The organism is Bradyrhizobium sp. Arg816, assembly GCF_029989365.1.
GTDB lineage: Bacteria > Pseudomonadota > Alphaproteobacteria > Rhizobiales > Xanthobacteraceae > Bradyrhizobium.
On the sequence record NZ_JAPRAQ010000016.1, the window covers coordinates 156,668 to 171,510 of the forward strand.

The 14,843-nt window shown below is 59.2% G+C and carries 19 protein-coding genes and 1 pseudogene; 17 read left to right on the forward strand and 3 right to left on the reverse strand.

Translation table 11 applies throughout. From position 1 onward, the window contains the following. Positions 1 to 843: 843 nt before the first annotated feature. From OWC48_RS31590 to OWC48_RS31625, 8 genes are all read left to right on the forward strand, one after another. Entirely contained in the window at positions 844 to 2,265 is a 1,422-nt protein-coding gene (locus OWC48_RS31590) for a site-specific integrase (RefSeq protein WP_282523481.1), read from the forward strand. Beyond that, complete coding sequence (locus OWC48_RS31595) at positions 2,262 to 2,537, forward strand: hypothetical protein (protein WP_282523482.1); 276 nt, start codon at positions 2,262 to 2,264, stop codon at positions 2,535 to 2,537. Before OWC48_RS31590 ends, OWC48_RS31595 begins: the two co-directional genes overlap by 4 nt. A gap of 79 nt (positions 2,538 to 2,616) precedes the next feature. Continuing rightward, entirely contained in the window at positions 2,617 to 2,826 is a 210-nt protein-coding gene (locus OWC48_RS31600) for a hypothetical protein (RefSeq protein ID WP_282523483.1), read from the forward strand. 46 nt (positions 2,827 to 2,872) lie between these two features. After that, on the forward strand, positions 2,873 to 3,100 hold the full coding sequence (locus OWC48_RS31605; RefSeq protein ID WP_282523484.1) for a hypothetical protein: 228 nt from the start codon (positions 2,873 to 2,875) through the stop codon (positions 3,098 to 3,100). Further along, entirely contained in the window at positions 3,097 to 3,762 is a 666-nt protein-coding gene (locus OWC48_RS31610; RefSeq protein ID WP_282523485.1) for a hypothetical protein, read from the forward strand. The genes OWC48_RS31605 and OWC48_RS31610 overlap by 4 nt, the downstream gene beginning before the upstream one ends. Before the next feature lie 3 nt (positions 3,763 to 3,765). After that, positions 3,766 to 4,647 carry a hypothetical protein gene (locus tag OWC48_RS31615; protein WP_282523486.1) on the forward strand — a complete coding sequence of 294 codons (882 nt, stop codon included), beginning with the start codon at positions 3,766 to 3,768 and terminating at the stop codon, positions 4,645 to 4,647. A gap of 163 nt (positions 4,648 to 4,810) precedes the next feature. Next, positions 4,811 to 4,981: a hypothetical protein gene (locus OWC48_RS31620; RefSeq protein ID WP_282523487.1), complete on the forward strand. Its 171-nt coding sequence runs from the start codon at positions 4,811 to 4,813 to the stop codon at positions 4,979 to 4,981. Then, positions 4,978 to 6,765 (forward strand): hypothetical protein, encoded by a 1,788-nt coding sequence (locus tag OWC48_RS31625; protein ID WP_282523488.1) that lies wholly within the window; start codon positions 4,978 to 4,980, stop codon positions 6,763 to 6,765. The genes OWC48_RS31620 and OWC48_RS31625 overlap by 4 nt, the downstream gene beginning before the upstream one ends. Positions 6,766 to 6,784: 19 nt before the next feature. Here OWC48_RS31625 and OWC48_RS31630 read toward each other — a convergent pair whose 3' ends face one another. Together OWC48_RS31630 and OWC48_RS31635 are read right to left on the reverse strand one after the other, a co-directional pair. Next, complete coding sequence (locus tag OWC48_RS31630) at positions 6,785 to 6,994, reverse strand: hypothetical protein (protein WP_282523489.1); 210 nt, start codon at positions 6,992 to 6,994, stop codon at positions 6,785 to 6,787. 41 nt (positions 6,995 to 7,035) lie between these two features. Further along, positions 7,036 to 7,545, reverse strand: a complete 510-nt coding sequence (locus OWC48_RS31635; protein ID WP_282523490.1) for a hypothetical protein — start codon at positions 7,543 to 7,545, stop codon at positions 7,036 to 7,038. Between the two features lie 127 nt (positions 7,546 to 7,672). Here OWC48_RS31635 and OWC48_RS31640 point away from each other — a divergent pair, with 127 nt between their 5' ends. Further along, positions 7,673 to 8,131: an AlpA family transcriptional regulator gene (locus OWC48_RS31640; protein ID WP_282523491.1), complete on the forward strand. Its 459-nt coding sequence runs from the start codon at positions 7,673 to 7,675 to the stop codon at positions 8,129 to 8,131. After that, complete coding sequence (locus OWC48_RS31645) at positions 8,128 to 8,409, forward strand: hypothetical protein (protein ID WP_282523492.1); 282 nt, start codon at positions 8,128 to 8,130, stop codon at positions 8,407 to 8,409. Before OWC48_RS31640 ends, OWC48_RS31645 begins: the two co-directional genes overlap by 4 nt. 44 nt (positions 8,410 to 8,453) lie before the next feature. Here OWC48_RS31645 and OWC48_RS31650 read toward each other — a convergent pair whose 3' ends face one another. Further along, positions 8,454 to 8,807 (reverse strand): hypothetical protein, encoded by a 354-nt coding sequence (locus OWC48_RS31650; RefSeq protein ID WP_282523493.1) that lies wholly within the window; start codon positions 8,805 to 8,807, stop codon positions 8,454 to 8,456. A gap of 126 nt (positions 8,808 to 8,933) precedes the next feature. Here OWC48_RS31650 and OWC48_RS31655 point away from each other — a divergent pair, with 126 nt between their 5' ends. The 7 genes and pseudogenes from OWC48_RS31655 to OWC48_RS31685 all read left to right on the forward strand — a co-directional run. Then, on the forward strand, positions 8,934 to 9,209 hold the full coding sequence (locus OWC48_RS31655) for a transcriptional regulator (protein ID WP_282523494.1): 276 nt from the start codon (positions 8,934 to 8,936) through the stop codon (positions 9,207 to 9,209). A 269-nt stretch (positions 9,210 to 9,478) separates the two neighbouring features. Continuing rightward, the gene (locus OWC48_RS31660) at positions 9,479 to 9,838 is read left to right on the forward strand and encodes a hypothetical protein (RefSeq protein WP_282523495.1); all 360 of its coding nucleotides are present in this window, start codon (positions 9,479 to 9,481) and stop codon (positions 9,836 to 9,838) included. Positions 9,839 to 9,976: 138 nt separating this feature from the next. Then, a complete protein-coding gene (locus OWC48_RS31665) occupies positions 9,977 to 12,232 on the forward strand; it encodes a primase-helicase family protein (protein ID WP_282523496.1) in 2,256 nt (751 codons plus the stop codon). 238 nt (positions 12,233 to 12,470) lie between these two features. Continuing rightward, positions 12,471 to 13,112 carry a hypothetical protein gene (locus tag OWC48_RS31670; protein ID WP_282523497.1) on the forward strand — a complete coding sequence of 214 codons (642 nt, stop codon included), beginning with the start codon at positions 12,471 to 12,473 and terminating at the stop codon, positions 13,110 to 13,112. 338 nt (positions 13,113 to 13,450) lie between these two features. After that, entirely contained in the window at positions 13,451 to 13,657 is a 207-nt protein-coding gene (locus tag OWC48_RS31675; protein ID WP_282523498.1) for a hypothetical protein, read from the forward strand. 100 nt (positions 13,658 to 13,757) lie between these two features. After that, entirely contained in the window at positions 13,758 to 13,970 is a 213-nt protein-coding gene (locus OWC48_RS31680; protein WP_282523499.1) for a hypothetical protein, read from the forward strand. 490 nt (positions 13,971 to 14,460) lie between these two features. Then, positions 14,461 to 14,843, forward strand: a pseudogene (locus OWC48_RS31685) (hypothetical protein); the annotation flags it as partial.

Sequence of the window (14,843 nt, forward strand, 5' to 3'; positions counted from 1 at the left end):
TACCGTAACAAACAACCCAGCGCCTTCGACGTACTTTTCGTTTAGATCGCGCTGAACGCTCCATCTAAGGGACCCCGCGAGTCCCCAAGCCCGTCCCAGTATCAAGACTCCATTCTTACCAAACCGTTTAAAGCTGTCCGCGACCTCTAGCGGACTACCTACCCATCCTAGCACCCCCCGACGCAAGACATGAGGTCTGGTGAACTTCATCTTCAGCAAGATGTCATTCAATCACCTCGTCTGCGCGGCTCAGAACGGACGTTGGAAGCACCAGGCCGAGCGCCTTCGCAACCGGGAGGTTGACTACCGTGAAACTCGCGCGGCGCGGACGCTACTTGCTTGCCGCCAGGACAGGTTACACATCATAGCGCGGGGAGAAGGCAACTCCGCTCCGGACGTCGCGCCTCCCAAGTCCCTGCGACGCAATGCATTGAAGCAGCTGTCGTGAATATTCCCCCGTCCCACAGGCTTACATGGTGACATCATGCTCCTGTTTTGCCCGACGCGTTAAATCGCTTCGGAAAAACGTCATTCCACCAATGGCTTCGCTCCCGCTACCGGTCGTCGCGCATGCGTCGCGCAGCGGGAGCAGGCTCCACGCCCCCGGTCGATCCACCCGATGATTTGGAAAAAATGGTCGGAGCGAGAGGATTTGAACCTCCGACCCCTAGTCTCCCAGACGAAGGTGATAGGGTAACGAAGCGTAACGAGACTGAACGTCCCTCACCCGAAATACGGCTGATATTCATTGATTTTTTGCGATTTATAGGGCATGTTACGAACACGGGGTAACAGCCACTAACAGCACTAAGGCGTTACCCCACAGCACCTTGGGGTAACGGCATGCCAAAGACTAGGGCGCTATCCAATCTCGCGATCGAAGGCCTTAAACCGCGCGCCGTTCGCTACGAAAAGTCCGACGGCGGCGCCGCCGGCCTGTTCCTAGTGGTGCACCCCTCGGGCGTGAAGTCTTGGGTTTTTCGGTTCCGCTCGCCGGTTGAACGCGACGAGGTCGGTCAGCGCGCGCCCAAGAAGCTGACACTGGGATCTCTGGCGCTCTCGGCGTCCCAGGCCGAGCCGCAAATCGGCCATCCCCTGACACCCGGGCAAGCCCGAATGCTCGCCACGGCCGCCGCGGAGGACGTCCGGCGCGGCATCGACCCCACCCACGTTCGGCGCCAAGACAAGGCCGAAGCCAAGCGCGAAGCCGTCCGCGACAACACGATCGACTGGGCCATGGTCGAGTTCCTCAAACGGTACAAAGGGCGCAAGCGCCAAGGGCTGAGAGAATCGACCCGCTTGCTCACCGCCCACTATTTTGGTCTGAAGCCTGATCCCGAGCAGCCCGGGGAATGGCAGGCCACCAAGAACGGGGTACTTGGCAAGTGGACAGGCCGCCCCCTCTCCTCCATCACCAAACACGACGCAATCGTGCTGCTCGATGCCTTGGTGGATTCCGGGCGCGGTGTGACGGCCAATCGCACCCTGACCACCCTCAAGACGTTTTTCGACTGGTGCGTCGACCGGGACATGCGGGAATCCTCCCCGGTTGCCTCGCTCGATGCCTTCGCGCACGAAACCGAGCGCGAGCGCAAGTTGACCGCCGCCGAACTGGTCGCCGCCTGGAAGGTCGCCGATCGTGAGGGCTACCCCTTCGGTCGCCTTGTGCAATCCTTGATCCTGCTTGGGCAACGGCGCGACGAGCTTCGCGAGCTGCCGCGGGCCGAATTGGACATGCAAGGCACCTCCGTAGTTCTCGACGACGGCAGCCGCTGGAACGAGCCGTTGTGGACGATCCCGAAGGACCGCACGAAGAACGGACGCGAGCACCTCGTTCCGCTCAGTCCCCAAGCCGTCGTCCTGTTCAAATCTCTTCCCACCATCAAAGGTAAAGGTCTGCTATTCACCACGACCGGTCAGACGCCGATTAGCGGGCTCTCTAAGGCAAAGAAGCGTTTCGACGAGGCAATGCTTGCCGAGCTGCGGAAGGCCGATCCGACCGCGCAAATGGAGCCTTGGACGCTGCACGATCTGCGGCGGACTTTCTATTCCGGCTTGCAAGCACTCGGGTTCTCAATCGAGATCGCCGAGGCGTGCGTCAATCACTCGTCGGGCGCTATCCGCGGTGTCGCCCGGGTCTACGCTCGCCACAAGTATTTGCGTGAAAAGACCCAAGCCTTCGCGGCGTGGGCACGATATGTGGACGATCTGGTGAACAACCGTCCCGCCAGCAACGTCTTCCAGTTTCAGAGGGAGCCGGCATGAGCAAGCGACGACCGGGACGGCCCTCCCAAAACATAATAGTGCCGCATCCGCTCAAAGGCGATGAATGGCTCCAAGTCGGCAAGTACGACAAGAACTGGCCAGCAGCAAACCGATACTGGATTCTGGTGCGCGAAGGCATGTCTCGCGCCGATGCCCTGACCACGGCCGCGACTGAGTTCGAAGTCGAAGAGCAAAGCCTTGTCGAGTGGTTGAGGCGCGCCCGCAAGCGTGGGCCGATCGGCCACTACGAAGGCGGTCCTGACGATAATTAACTGCTGCTAAAACGATAATTAGCTGTCGGCGCTTTTCATTGTGGAACGTGAGACCTTGTGACCAACAAATGAGGTCACGATGTCCGCTGACGATCCCAACGCGCTGATCCCCACGTCGCAGCTCCGCGCCCGCTACGGCGGCGTGAGCCATATGTGGGTTGAGCGTCGCCTGAAAGACGATCCCGCCTTCCCTCGCCCGCTTTACATCGCGAAACGTCGCTTCTGGCGCCTCGGCGAACTCGCCACCTGGGAGCGCTCTGTCGCCGCGCGTCGGCAAGTGGCGGCGTAATGTTGACAATCAACATTCGTGAAAACTGACAGCATAGGCGCCTCTCTTGTCTAACAAACTCAAATCGATCGTTCTCGATTTCGAAACCGAGCTGCTGAATGGCGTTCGCAGCGGCGCAGACGAAGCCGCACTGAAAAAGATCCGTGACGAGGCCTTCGATCGCCTGCGCGCGGTCAAGGAAGGCCCGTCGCCACCGTGCCTCGAAACGATCTTCGATGTTGCCGGCGAAATCGGGATCAAGCTCAACATGGCGTTGGAAGCGATCCGGAAATGACGGCCAACAATCTCATTGCGTCCAAAAAGCACAACCGAATCTGGATCGCGACGGACGCGGCCTCCTATGACGATGCGGGCTTTGTTTGCACGATCAGTTCGAAGATCCGCGCCGTTCCGGAGTGGCCAGCGGTGATCACCGGCCGCGGCAACACGTTCGGTTTGGATACGGCAGCTCGTGAATTGACGCGCCGCGCTGCAAACTTCGACGAGTTGGTCGGAATTGCCTCACGCGAACTGCCCCTGATCGTCGATGAATTCAAGCTGGATCGGCCTTTCGAACTCATTTGCGCTGGCTTCTTTTGTGGCCGCCCGATGATCTTTTTCATCCGGACGCCTAGCGACCACAACAGCCCGCGCGATTGGCCTCCCTACCTCGTTTGCCCTGTCGGCCCAACGATGTTTGGCCCCTGGCTAAGCGACGAATTGATTTCGGCGTCAGGCTTCGTCGGGCCAGATCCGGACGACGCGCCCGAGAACATCGTGCGGGGCCTGCGTGAACTGATCAAATTGCAGCGTCGTGTGCCGGCGGATGACGGATTCTCGCGGGTCGGCGGCTTCGCCGAATTGACCACGGTGAGGCCGGACGGGATCGAACAGAAGATCGTGCATCGCTGGTCAGATCGTGTGGGCGAACGTATGCCGCTCAATGGGGAGCACTGAGAGATGGCGCAGATCGGCATTTTCCGGACGTCCGACGCCGCCAAGGCGATGGGCGACAATTTACAGAGCCTGGTTGCACGCGGTCTTTTAGACCCGAAGAACGCCGATGAATGGGCCGCAGCATTGAACAATTCCGCAAAGGCGATGGAAGATGTCGCCGACCAAGCGAAGGTCGCAGGCGCCGCTCTGCCGCAATTCCAGCAAGCCATGAACGACACGAACAACGCGCGGAAGCAGCTCGATGGCCTCGCAACCGAAGCCATGAGCGTCAACCGCGGCTTTTTCACCACGTTCAGCCAGCAAATTCACCAGGGTGCGAGCGCGTGGGACGCGTTCAAGTCATCCGGCCTCGATGCACTCGGGAAGATCAGTGACAAGCTGATGTCCATGGCGGCGGACAAGCTGTTCGCATCCGCCTTCGGCGGCTCGGCGGGTGGTCTCGCGTCTCTGTTCGGACTTGGTGGCGGTGGCACCATGAGTTTCGGCGGCGATCTCGGCGCAGGTACCGGCGGAATGGCGTTCCCGAAATTCGCCAACGGCGGCACGCTGGCCGGCGGCTGGGGCGTGGTCGGCGAGCGCGGCCCCGAACTGATCAACGTCCACAAAGGGGGCGTGACCGTCATTCCGAACAACGTTTCAAAGCCGTTCCTGCCCGGTTTCGCCGACGGCGGAAATCTGGACAGCAACGGCGGCGTGCGGCGCCTGCCGCTCTCGCAGGGCGCCGACACTGTCAGTGCGCCTGTTTCGATAAATATCGATGCGCGCGGAGCAGACGCCGAAGGCTTGGCGCGGGTCGAGGGCCAGCTTCGTCAGTTGAAGGCGGAATTGCCGGGTCGGATTGTCTCGACGGTCGAGGATGCGCGCAAAAAGCGGGTTCTTCGATGACGACTAAGCGAGCGCGGCAGCGTGACCATCGCGACGAACAACGGCCTCTGCCCGGCGACATGCTGACGCTCGACCCGGAGTTCGACGATCTTGACCAAGCGGATGCGGAGTTCTGCGCTTGGCGCTGGCCCAATCGGGAGCGAAACGAATGAAGGACCACGGAATGAAAATCGAACTTCACAACCTACCGCCCGAGATGACCGAGCCACCACCCGAGAGACGCGGCTGGCTCGCTTGGCAACCTTCGATAGGCAAAGCCTGGCGCAAGGTCGATGGCAAATGGCTGCCGATCGCAGAAGCAAATGCAATAGCCAACGCTAGGAAACAGAAATGACCGCACTTGTCAGTTACTCCACCGGCACCATCTCCGTTGCGGCTGACGGGACCACCGTCACCGGCACGGGCACCATCTGGTCGGGGACGAACGTCAAGCCGGGCGACCGATTGGACAGCGGTCATTTCTCCGCGCTGATCGTCGACGTCGTCGACCCCACGCATCTGACGATTACGCCATGGCCCGGATCGACGATCAGCGGCGCGGATTACGATATTTGGCCGAACTACCCGCTGCGCGTGGCTGGCGCGCAGGCAATGGCCACGGTCAACCAACTAGTCGCGGCGTTTCAGACGTCAGGCTTTTTCGTGTTTGTGGACATCGACGCGACCGAGCCGGACCCGTCGCTCGGAGACGATGGTCAGTATGCGTTCCAGCCGACCACCGGCAAGACATGGGCGAAGGTCGGCGGCGTCTGGACGTATCTTGGCATTTACAAGGCGTTTCAGCTTAAGGGCGCATGGAGCGGCGCGACCGCTTACACCGTCAACGACGTCGTGACGCTTGGCGGGTCGAGCTATGCCTGCGTTCTCGACCACACCAACCACACGCCGCCGAATGCGACCTACTGGCAATTGCTGGCAAGCATCGGCGCGACGGGCAACACCGGACCGACGCCGTTGCTGCCGATCGCGACATGGACGACCGCGACCGCTTACGTGGTCGGGCCGCCGGCCAGCTACGTCTCGAACGGTGGTTCGTCCTACATGTGCTTGGTGGCTCACACCTCGGGCACTTTCGCTACCGATCTCGCGGCCGGGAAATGGGGACTGGTCGCGCAGAAGGGCGGCGGTGATCTGTCGAGCACGAACAACCTCTCCGATCTGGCGAATGCGCAGACGGCGCGCGCTAACTTGGGAATTCGGATTACGCCGCAGGGACGCTTGACCGTGACCACTGGCGTTCCGGTGCTGACATCTACGACAACAGGAAATACTGCGGTCTATTACACGCCGTATGTCGGCGACATGGTAGCGGTCTATGACGGCACTAACTATGTGCCGACGATATTTACCGAACTATCCCAACCCCTGACCGACACCACGAAGTCGCCGGCCGCCGCCACCAGTAGCACTAACTACGACCTATTTGTCTGGAATGATGCTGGCACGCTCAGGTGCACGCGCGGGCCAGCGTGGTCATCCGGCACGTCGAGGGGAACGGGTGCGGGCACGACCGAACTTGTACGCGTCAAGGGACTCTTGCTCAACGCACAAGCGATCACCAACGGCCCGGCAGCGCAGCGCGGAACATATGTCGGCACGGTTCGGACAAGGGTTGCAGACGCAACGATTGATTTTTCGCTCGGAAGTGCAACATCTGGTGGCGGAGCGGCAACGATTGGTGTGTGGAATGCTTATAACCGCGTCACGGTGTCGGCGACAGTGGAAGACACGTTTTCAAGCAGCAACGTTAGCGCGGGGACTACCGTTCCGCTTAACAACGGAGGAACCGGAAGCGGACTGAATAACAGAGTCAGCTATGTTGTTGGTTTGCCGGAAGACGTGGTTGAGGCGTCCATGATCGCAAGCGCTTCCTGCGCAGGTTCTGCGGCGGGAGGTGTGGGCATCGGTTACGACAGCACGTCGTCATACTCGAGTCTCAACGGCTCTACTCAGCAAACCGGCCTCACATGTGTATCGGCGTCCCTAGATGTCAACGGAGGCTTGGGATTCCATTTTATGCAGGCGATGCAGTTTTCATTCACCGCGACGACAACGATTTTTGGCTTTGGTGTGGGCACCGGAAATCACACCGGCCTAAAGGTGAAAATGCGAATGTGAACGCGCCAAGGCGGAAAATCTACGCGTTGGTTGACTTACTCAACAGTGCGTCAAACCGATTCACTTTCTTTTCCTCAGGTAAGTCGGTGAACGCCGCCTCGACCCGCAGCCGGTCCCAAATCACCCGGCCATCGATTTTCTTTGGTCGGGGCATGCGACCGTCGCCAACCATCTCGTCAAATTTTGTCGTCCCCACGCCGACGTAGCGGGCCGCTTCGTCGCGGCTCATGCCGCGCGGAGGGTATGAGATAGGATCTGGTCGGAGCGACTTCACGTGGCGGGCTTGCTTTGCTTTCGCGCCGCGACGGGCGGCGGCGCTGGGGTCGGCGGAGGTGCCTCCATACTCAACTTCAATTCATCGAGCGTCCGCTGTGTCCGCACGGCGCCATCACCGCCGTTTACCGGGGTTATGCGCTCGAACGCTGAGCCAGGGTTGGTGACGAACATGCCGGCCGCGACGACGCGCGTTGTGTCGCCGATAGGCGCAAACGTGAACACGATTCGTTCGGCCGGGATGCCGTCATATTTGGATCCGAGTAACAGAGCTGCGCCGAAGTTCTCGGATGGCTTTTCAACCTGCAAAAGGTACTCGGTGTCCTTCGTCACGTTGAAGCGCTTGTCCATGGCAAGGGATAACAGCCGGGCCTTGATTGCGGCGGTTGTGGCGCGGATCGTGACTTCCGGTTTTCCGCTGGCCGTGGCCGGCGCTTCGGCGGCGGTCTGACAGCCGGCGAGAGCGACGGCCAGGACGGCCGCCATTGTGCAATTGCGAAGAAACATAAACGCCCCCTAATCCGCCCATGAAAGCGCAGCCGGGCGGAAAGCACAACTATAAATTTTCTGTGCAAACAGATGCTTATGTAGATTGTCAACATAAGCCGGTCTGGGAGCGTGCTATTCGCCCGCCATGAGCGCACCTGAACCACGTTTGATGACCGGAAGGGAAGCCGCCGCCTACTGCGGTGTGACCGTGGCCACGTGGGCGAAGTGGGTAGCGCTTGGCATCGTGCCGCCGCCGCTCCCCGGGACACGCCGATGGGATCGGAAGGCGCTCGATCTGGCCTTGGACAAGATGTCGGGGATTGAGTCGGCGATAGCGCCTCAAGAAGAGGATCCGCTGGAGAAGTGGATACGCAAGGATGCGGCTAAGCAGGCAAGAACTTCCATTAACGATCGTCTAAGGCCGCGCTACCGTTGGGAAGACGACTTCGACGCCGCATGGTCCGAGCACTTGGCTGAATACGCAGCGTCTTATGCCAACAAGCCAGCGACTGAAACGGAGAAGCTGAGGCAAGGTCTTTGGGACATCTGGAAAGACCTGAAAGGGACCGCGCTCGCTGCAAACAAGAAAAAGCCAACACGATGACCGATGATGACGTCCTGATCACCCTCGACGAAGCGGCCAAGCTTATCCCTGGTGCCGACGCTGACACCCTGAAGCGCATGCACCGAGCCGGAAAGCTGGTCTGCTACCGGCCGGGAAAGAAGCTCCTCACGACCGCGGCGAACGTCATGGAGGCGGTTCGGACTAACTATCGGGTAACGAAGGTCACACCGACGGGCCGGCCGGACGCGGCATCTATGGAGCGATCGCGCGCGGCACTTGAGCAGGTCCGCACCGAACTGAGAACAACGCGCAAATAGGCGGCACGAGCAAAAGCCCGGCCGCCGTCCACCGAGAAGCCCGATTAATGTGTCCGGCGCTTGCGCAACTCATCCATGAAGTGGAAATGGCGGTCGCGCCGGCCGCGGCGGGCAGCATGCCACCGGATCTCGCTTTCGCCGTACCCGAGCGCCGCGAGTTTCTCGCCCAGCGCGTCCGCGGCAGCCTCGCGAGCGTCAGCCCTGGTCTGCTTGAAGCCGTGGCGCCGGGCTACCGCAATGGACTCGCTAATCGCCTCCGGGCTTGCTTCAAGGGCGAAGGTCTGCACTGCCGCCTCGTACTGGCGGCGTTCAAAAATGAATTCCACGAAGGCGCCGGGGTTCGAGAAGAAAGCACCCGGGAGAATGTGGACGTGCGTGCTGCGGGAAAGGTTGATCATGTCGGGCGTCCTTGGTTTTGCGATGTGTCTAAAGTAGAGATTCGCCCACCAATAGTCAACCAAAATCATTGACTATGAGCCGCTAGGAGTTATGTTGAAAGTCAACATTGTCAAAGGAGACGGAAAATGCGGATCACCGGGGCTCAGATACGTGCGGCGAGAGCGTTTCTTAGGTGGACAATCGCAGATTTGGCCAACGCGGCCGCCGTCGGAAATTCAACCGTTCAAGAAATCGAAAAGATAGATGGCGAACCGACGATCGAATCTAGCTTGCAGTGGCGATCGCAGGCACGCGTCGAGGCTCTCGAAAAGATCCAGCGTGCCCTTACCGACGCCGGGATCACCTTCTTGCCTGCAAATACTCAAGGGGTGGGGATCCGAGGGGGAGTTGACATTAAATGAATATCATATAATGTACGTGGATGGCGAGTACAACGGTATACGTCGACATTCTGAGCCGGTTCTTAGGAATCCCTGCACCGACAGTCACGACTTACATTCAGCGCTTGCGCGAAGATGAGACAGTCTTTCGCCGCGGTAAACAGGGACAAGGCGCAATTGAGCCCACCGCAGCGGAAATCGCTAATCTCTTAATCGCGCTCTGCGCTACACCCTCAACAGGGCGTCGAGGTCCCGATCCATTGGAAGTCGTGAGGATCGCACGGGCCGCAATGCGGCTCGCAGATTATGCACCTCACATAAGGAATGATGCCATCGACTGCCTGGCTGTCTCGCGTGCGGCCACCTTTGGCGGAGCAATCGAAGCGCTGATGGCGGACATGCGCAGCGGCGTCTATGCAGCTTGGAAAGGTGAGCACTATCCGCTCGCGACGCTTCGATTTTACGATCATGGCGGACGAATTTTTGTGAACTTGCAACGAGGTGCAGATCCGATGTCGGTTCTGCTCTTTCGCAATGAGAGCGGCGACTTCGGCGGCCCCTGTCTGAACCAGATTGCGGAACTAGACTTGTTCGCGCTCGAAGCTGTCGCCCAAGCCATGGGGTCGGTCGTGCCAAAGCCCGCCACATAACGAAACGGCCCCGGATCAGGACTGATCGCAGGGCCGCGGACGTCTTTGGTAAATCGCTTGGCGGCATTTACTTAGCACACTCCGCGATTTTTGCAATCAATTCTTGGTTCGGTGCTCTCAACATAGGAGTACCCGATAATGCTTTCTTGTCGCGAACAGCGTGAGCGCGAATATTCTGCCGACGATCTTATCCCTACCGAAATGCGTTTGCGCGTTTCGTTACCCGACGACGATGTCTATTCACTAATCGAGTTTCTGGCCGCAGAAGCTTTCTGGCGCCGCGTTTCCGTCGATCAAATCGGTTGGGACATCAGGCGCGTCGGCAAGGGCAACGAATGCGACTTTGCCAACCTGGAGATCGCCCTGTGCCTGTTTGATGATCCGGATTACGAATACCGCCGCCTCAAGGAAGCGGTCTACAAGATCGATCCCGAAACCCAACCGGCACTGCGACAGACGGCAGAACTGGAACGCGCCTCGTACATCGAACGACGATTAGCCTCGTACGACCGCGAACGGCAGCCGACCGACCTCTTGTTGATCGATCTTATGGACGAGGCCCGGCATAAAGACTGGACCCCCTCCGATCAGACCGCGGGCGAACTCGAACGGTTGACTTCGATCGCCGATGCAGCGCGCGACAGACTGCACGCCGAATGGATCGCCAAAGACGAGGCAGAATCGGACGCTCGATATCAGCAGTGGCTTACCGAGAAGGCACAAGCTGAAACAGAGCGTGAGGCTATCGACAAAAAGTTGAGCGCCGCCGACGCCTGGCCGATGGATACCGACGAAGAAATCGAACGATATCGCGCGCTTGAAAGCGAGTGCGATGCCGAAATGACCGCGTGGGCTGAGAAGCAGGGCAAACGCTTCTGGCCAGAAATCTACGACCCGGCGACAGTCGCAGCACGTGACAAATGGCACGATAGCCAAATGGAAAAGCTGAAGAAGAAACCATTGCTCGCGATCACCGAGGAGGATCTGTCCAGGTTAAGAATTCGCGATCGTTTGCATGTCGAGCTTGAGATCATGGCGGCGCGACGTGCCCCCGCCGTCGCGCGACTCCCCCTCCCCGAGCACCCGAACCTGACCGCACAGCAAGCCGTTGCGCTTGAAGACTTCTACGCCTGCCTGCCGGCCGGCGCATTCATCTTCACGCCCACGCGCGAAATGTGGCCCTCTACCAGCGTGAATTCGCGAATTGGGCTCGTCCACGTTCCGATGCGCGAAAAGCCTATACAAGCCTCCGCCTGGCTTTCGATGCATCGCGCGGTCGAGCAGATGACTTGGGCGCCCGGCCGGCCGATGGTCATCTCAGACAAGCTGATTGCAGACGGAGGGTGGATCGACCGTGCGGGCTGCAGCGTATTTAACCTGTACCGCTCGCCCGTAATCAAGGCCGCTCCGGGGGACGCTTCGCTCTGGACCGAGCACATCGAGCGAATTTTTGAGGCCGACGCAGCGCACATCACCCGGTGGCTTGCTCATCGAGTGCAGCGCCCCGAACAGAAGATCAACCACGCGCTCGTCCTTGGAGGTCCGCAAGGTATCGGCAAGGATACGATGCTCGAACCGGTGAAACAGGCGATCGGGCCATGGAACTTCACCGAGGTTTCGCCTGTGCAAATGCTCGGGAGGTTCAACGGATTCGTAAAGTCTGTGATCCTGCGCATCAGCGAAGCTCGCGATCTCGGCGACGTCGATCGGTACGGCTTCTACGAGCACATGAAAACGCTCACTGCAGCACCGCCGGACGTCCTTCGTGTCGACGAGAAGCATCTGCGGGAGCACGCGGTGCTAAACGTTTGCGGCGTGATCATCACGACGAATAATAAAGACTCGATGCATTTGCCGGCCGACGACAGGCGTCACTTCGTTGCCTGGTCCGCCCGCACTAAGGACGACTTTGGACCAGACTACTGGAACAAGCTCTACGCCTGGTTCAGCCATGGCGGCGCGGAGATCGTGGCTCACCACCTCGCAACGCTCGACCTTGCCGATTTCGATGCGAAGGCCCCTCCGCCCAAGACGCGAGCCTTTTGGGAGATGGTGGACAGTTCCCGCGCCCCGGAAGATGCGGAGATGGCTGACGCGCTAGACGCGCTCCGGAGACCCGACGCGGTGACCTTGGCAAACGTTCTCGTGAGAGCCGCACCGAGCTTTGCCGAATGGCTTCAAGACCGCCGCAATCGTCGTAAGATCCCACACCGCTTCGAGGAATGCGGCTATGTCGCGGTTCGCAATCCGTCGGCCGCCGACGGCTATTGGGTGGTCAACGGCAAAAGGGCACCCGTTTATGCCAAACGGGAATTGTCGGCTAGAGATCAACTGTCGGCTGCGGAAAAGCTGTCGTCGAGCGGCTTGCCAGTGCCGCCGCTGCCAAGCCGGTAGGTGGAATCGGTGGAGTCGGTGATCCGCCATTGCACTCCTTTTCCCATGTCAAACTACTCTGCTTTAGTAGGTCTAGTTCAAATTGAAGTGGAATGACGAAATGGCGTTGGTGGGCAAAGCTATAAACGATAATGGCGGATCACCGACTCCACCGATTCCACCTATTGGCCCCACCTCAAAACTTGTGTGCGAGCCCACTGGAAAATTTCTAACGTCGCTTCACGGAGATCGGCCGAGCATGGCGCTCCAGTTCTACGGACTAGCGCCCCATTCTCGTTCACGACTGAATCTGTTCCACAATTTGCCATTTACCGATCTTTCGGTAGGCAGGGGTAAACTTCAGGGTATCGAAAGCAGCACGTTTAAAATGTCCGCAGATCCTCGACCGATAACCGCCCCTCTTCCGTTGAGTAACGGAAAAGTACGCCTCCTAACGCTGGGCGATCTCGACGGCCGTACACTTGCGGCCAAAGCTGCACGTGCGCTCATCGCCGACCTGGAGAATGACCTGGGCAGCTCCGATTGCCTCTCTGCCGGCCAGCGGGCCCTCGTGATGCGCGCCGCGGTCACGGGTGCCATGGTCGAGCATCTGGAAGCGACTTGGCTATCGGGTGGCGACTACGACGTGATGGCGTATACGGCGCTGACCAAGCTACAGCTCCGGCTGTTGACCGCCCTTGGTCTGGAACGCCGGGCCCGAGAAATCGACATGAAGCCAACCGTGATCACGATCAACCGCACCATTGTCGATCCGAAAGCGCCAGGCGAGGAACGGCCGGAGTCGGATGAGCAGGCTATCGTTCGTCGGATCGTCGATGCGGAGGTAATAGCGACACCGCCCCCCTGCCCTGTGGGATTACCGAGCAGGCCGAGGCCTTAAGCCTACTAGCACGCTGTCCTGCCGCGCCCCGTGTTGCATTCGCGGGCGCTCTTCGCTCTGGTCGACCGGCGAGTGAGCGATAAAAGCGATGACCATGGAGCTTGTGAAGTAGTTCACAGATCGGAACAGCAAAGCGCACTACCGTGAACGAGAGCGCGGGGCATCGTCATTTCGGGGACTTTTTGTTTCTGTTATCTGAATCCGTCAGAAATTAGATGGCCGGGGCCGCCGGGTATGCCGGCTTCGAGAGCGAAGATACTCCGCTCAATGTTGCCTCGGGGTCGCTTCACCCTTGTAAGCAAAAATGGAATGGTTGGTGTCCCCAGAGGAAGACGACGATGATCGACGACCATTTGGCGCGTGCACATCGCAAAAATATTCAACGCTATCGCCTCATATTGCAAACCAATCTGACGGAGTCCGAGCGCCAGTTTGTCGAGCGGCGCGTAGGCGAGGAGCAATCCAAGCTGGAGATGCTCGTCCGGTCGCTCTCAAGCAAAGTGCACCACGACCAATCGACGGGCCGAGAAAACCTCCTTGACTAGGTCACTGGAAGCGGTCCCACGGAAGACATAGGCCCGCCGGCTAGCTCCGCGGTCGCATCAATTTGCGCGGCGATTTCATTTTCTTGAGAGGAAAGCATTCATGGCAAAGGAAAACTGCTTGATCGTTCATGCCGCTGGAAGACAGCTAGATTTGCTGCGCGGAGAGGCTTCCCGCATTGCAAAACAAAATACTGTCGACTGGTGGAGCGATCGCGCAGAGACCGGCACCCGCTTTTGCTTTGCAGATGCGAAGTCGAAAGAAGCTTTTGCGATCACCTGCGACAACTTCGGCATATCTTGGCGGGACGGCTAGCGAAAAAGAAAACCCTCCGATCTTGCGGACCGGCGGGCCACCTTGTAGCGGCCTAGCCGGCTAATCCTGCGACATAGGATTCGGGCAAGCCCATCTTTTTAGATACGGCCTGCAACTCAGCCATACTGGCCGTACCTTCAGGGACTGACGGCAGGTTGAGACAAAGCGCGAGCTCGCACGTGTCCTCCGCAAACTGTGCCAGCACAAGCTCCGGTTGGTACGCCGCGACGCTGGGTTCCGAATCGCGCGTGCCGATCCTGAGTGCAAGACGCTCCACATAGGCCTGCCTGACGTTGGATAGTCGAACCCCTTCGTTTCTGGGGCCTCGCGATCCGTAATCAGGCCACAGAAAACGACGTTCACTCGGTCTGCCAGGCTGACTATCTAGCGTGAAGAACCGGGTGGCCCAAAGATGTACCCACTTATAGTTTGATCGCCGCCTGACGAAACACCTTAAGATTGTGTTGGATGCAGTAGAGGAGGACTTCCGATGCGCAGGCAGCCTGTTCCACTTACTCCGGGTGACCTAGTCAATCGTCAACTTGGCACCGACGACAACCTGATAGGCACCCCTGACGCACCGACACTATTCGGTGATGCTGGTGGCAGCATGCTTGACTTTTCGAAGGGAGGGAACGACACCTTCGATGAAATCGGACTTTCCAATTACACATTTTATGGCGACGTGGTTGGCAGCATTTTCGATTTTGCGCAGGGCGGCGATGACACATTCAACGGACTCCCAATGGCTGGTGTCACTGCCTACGGGGACGCTGGCGCGGACATGTCGGACCACAGTAAGGGCGGCAACGACACCTTCTTGAGTGGAACTGGCAGACAGCAAATCAATACGTTCTTCGGCGATGCCGGCGG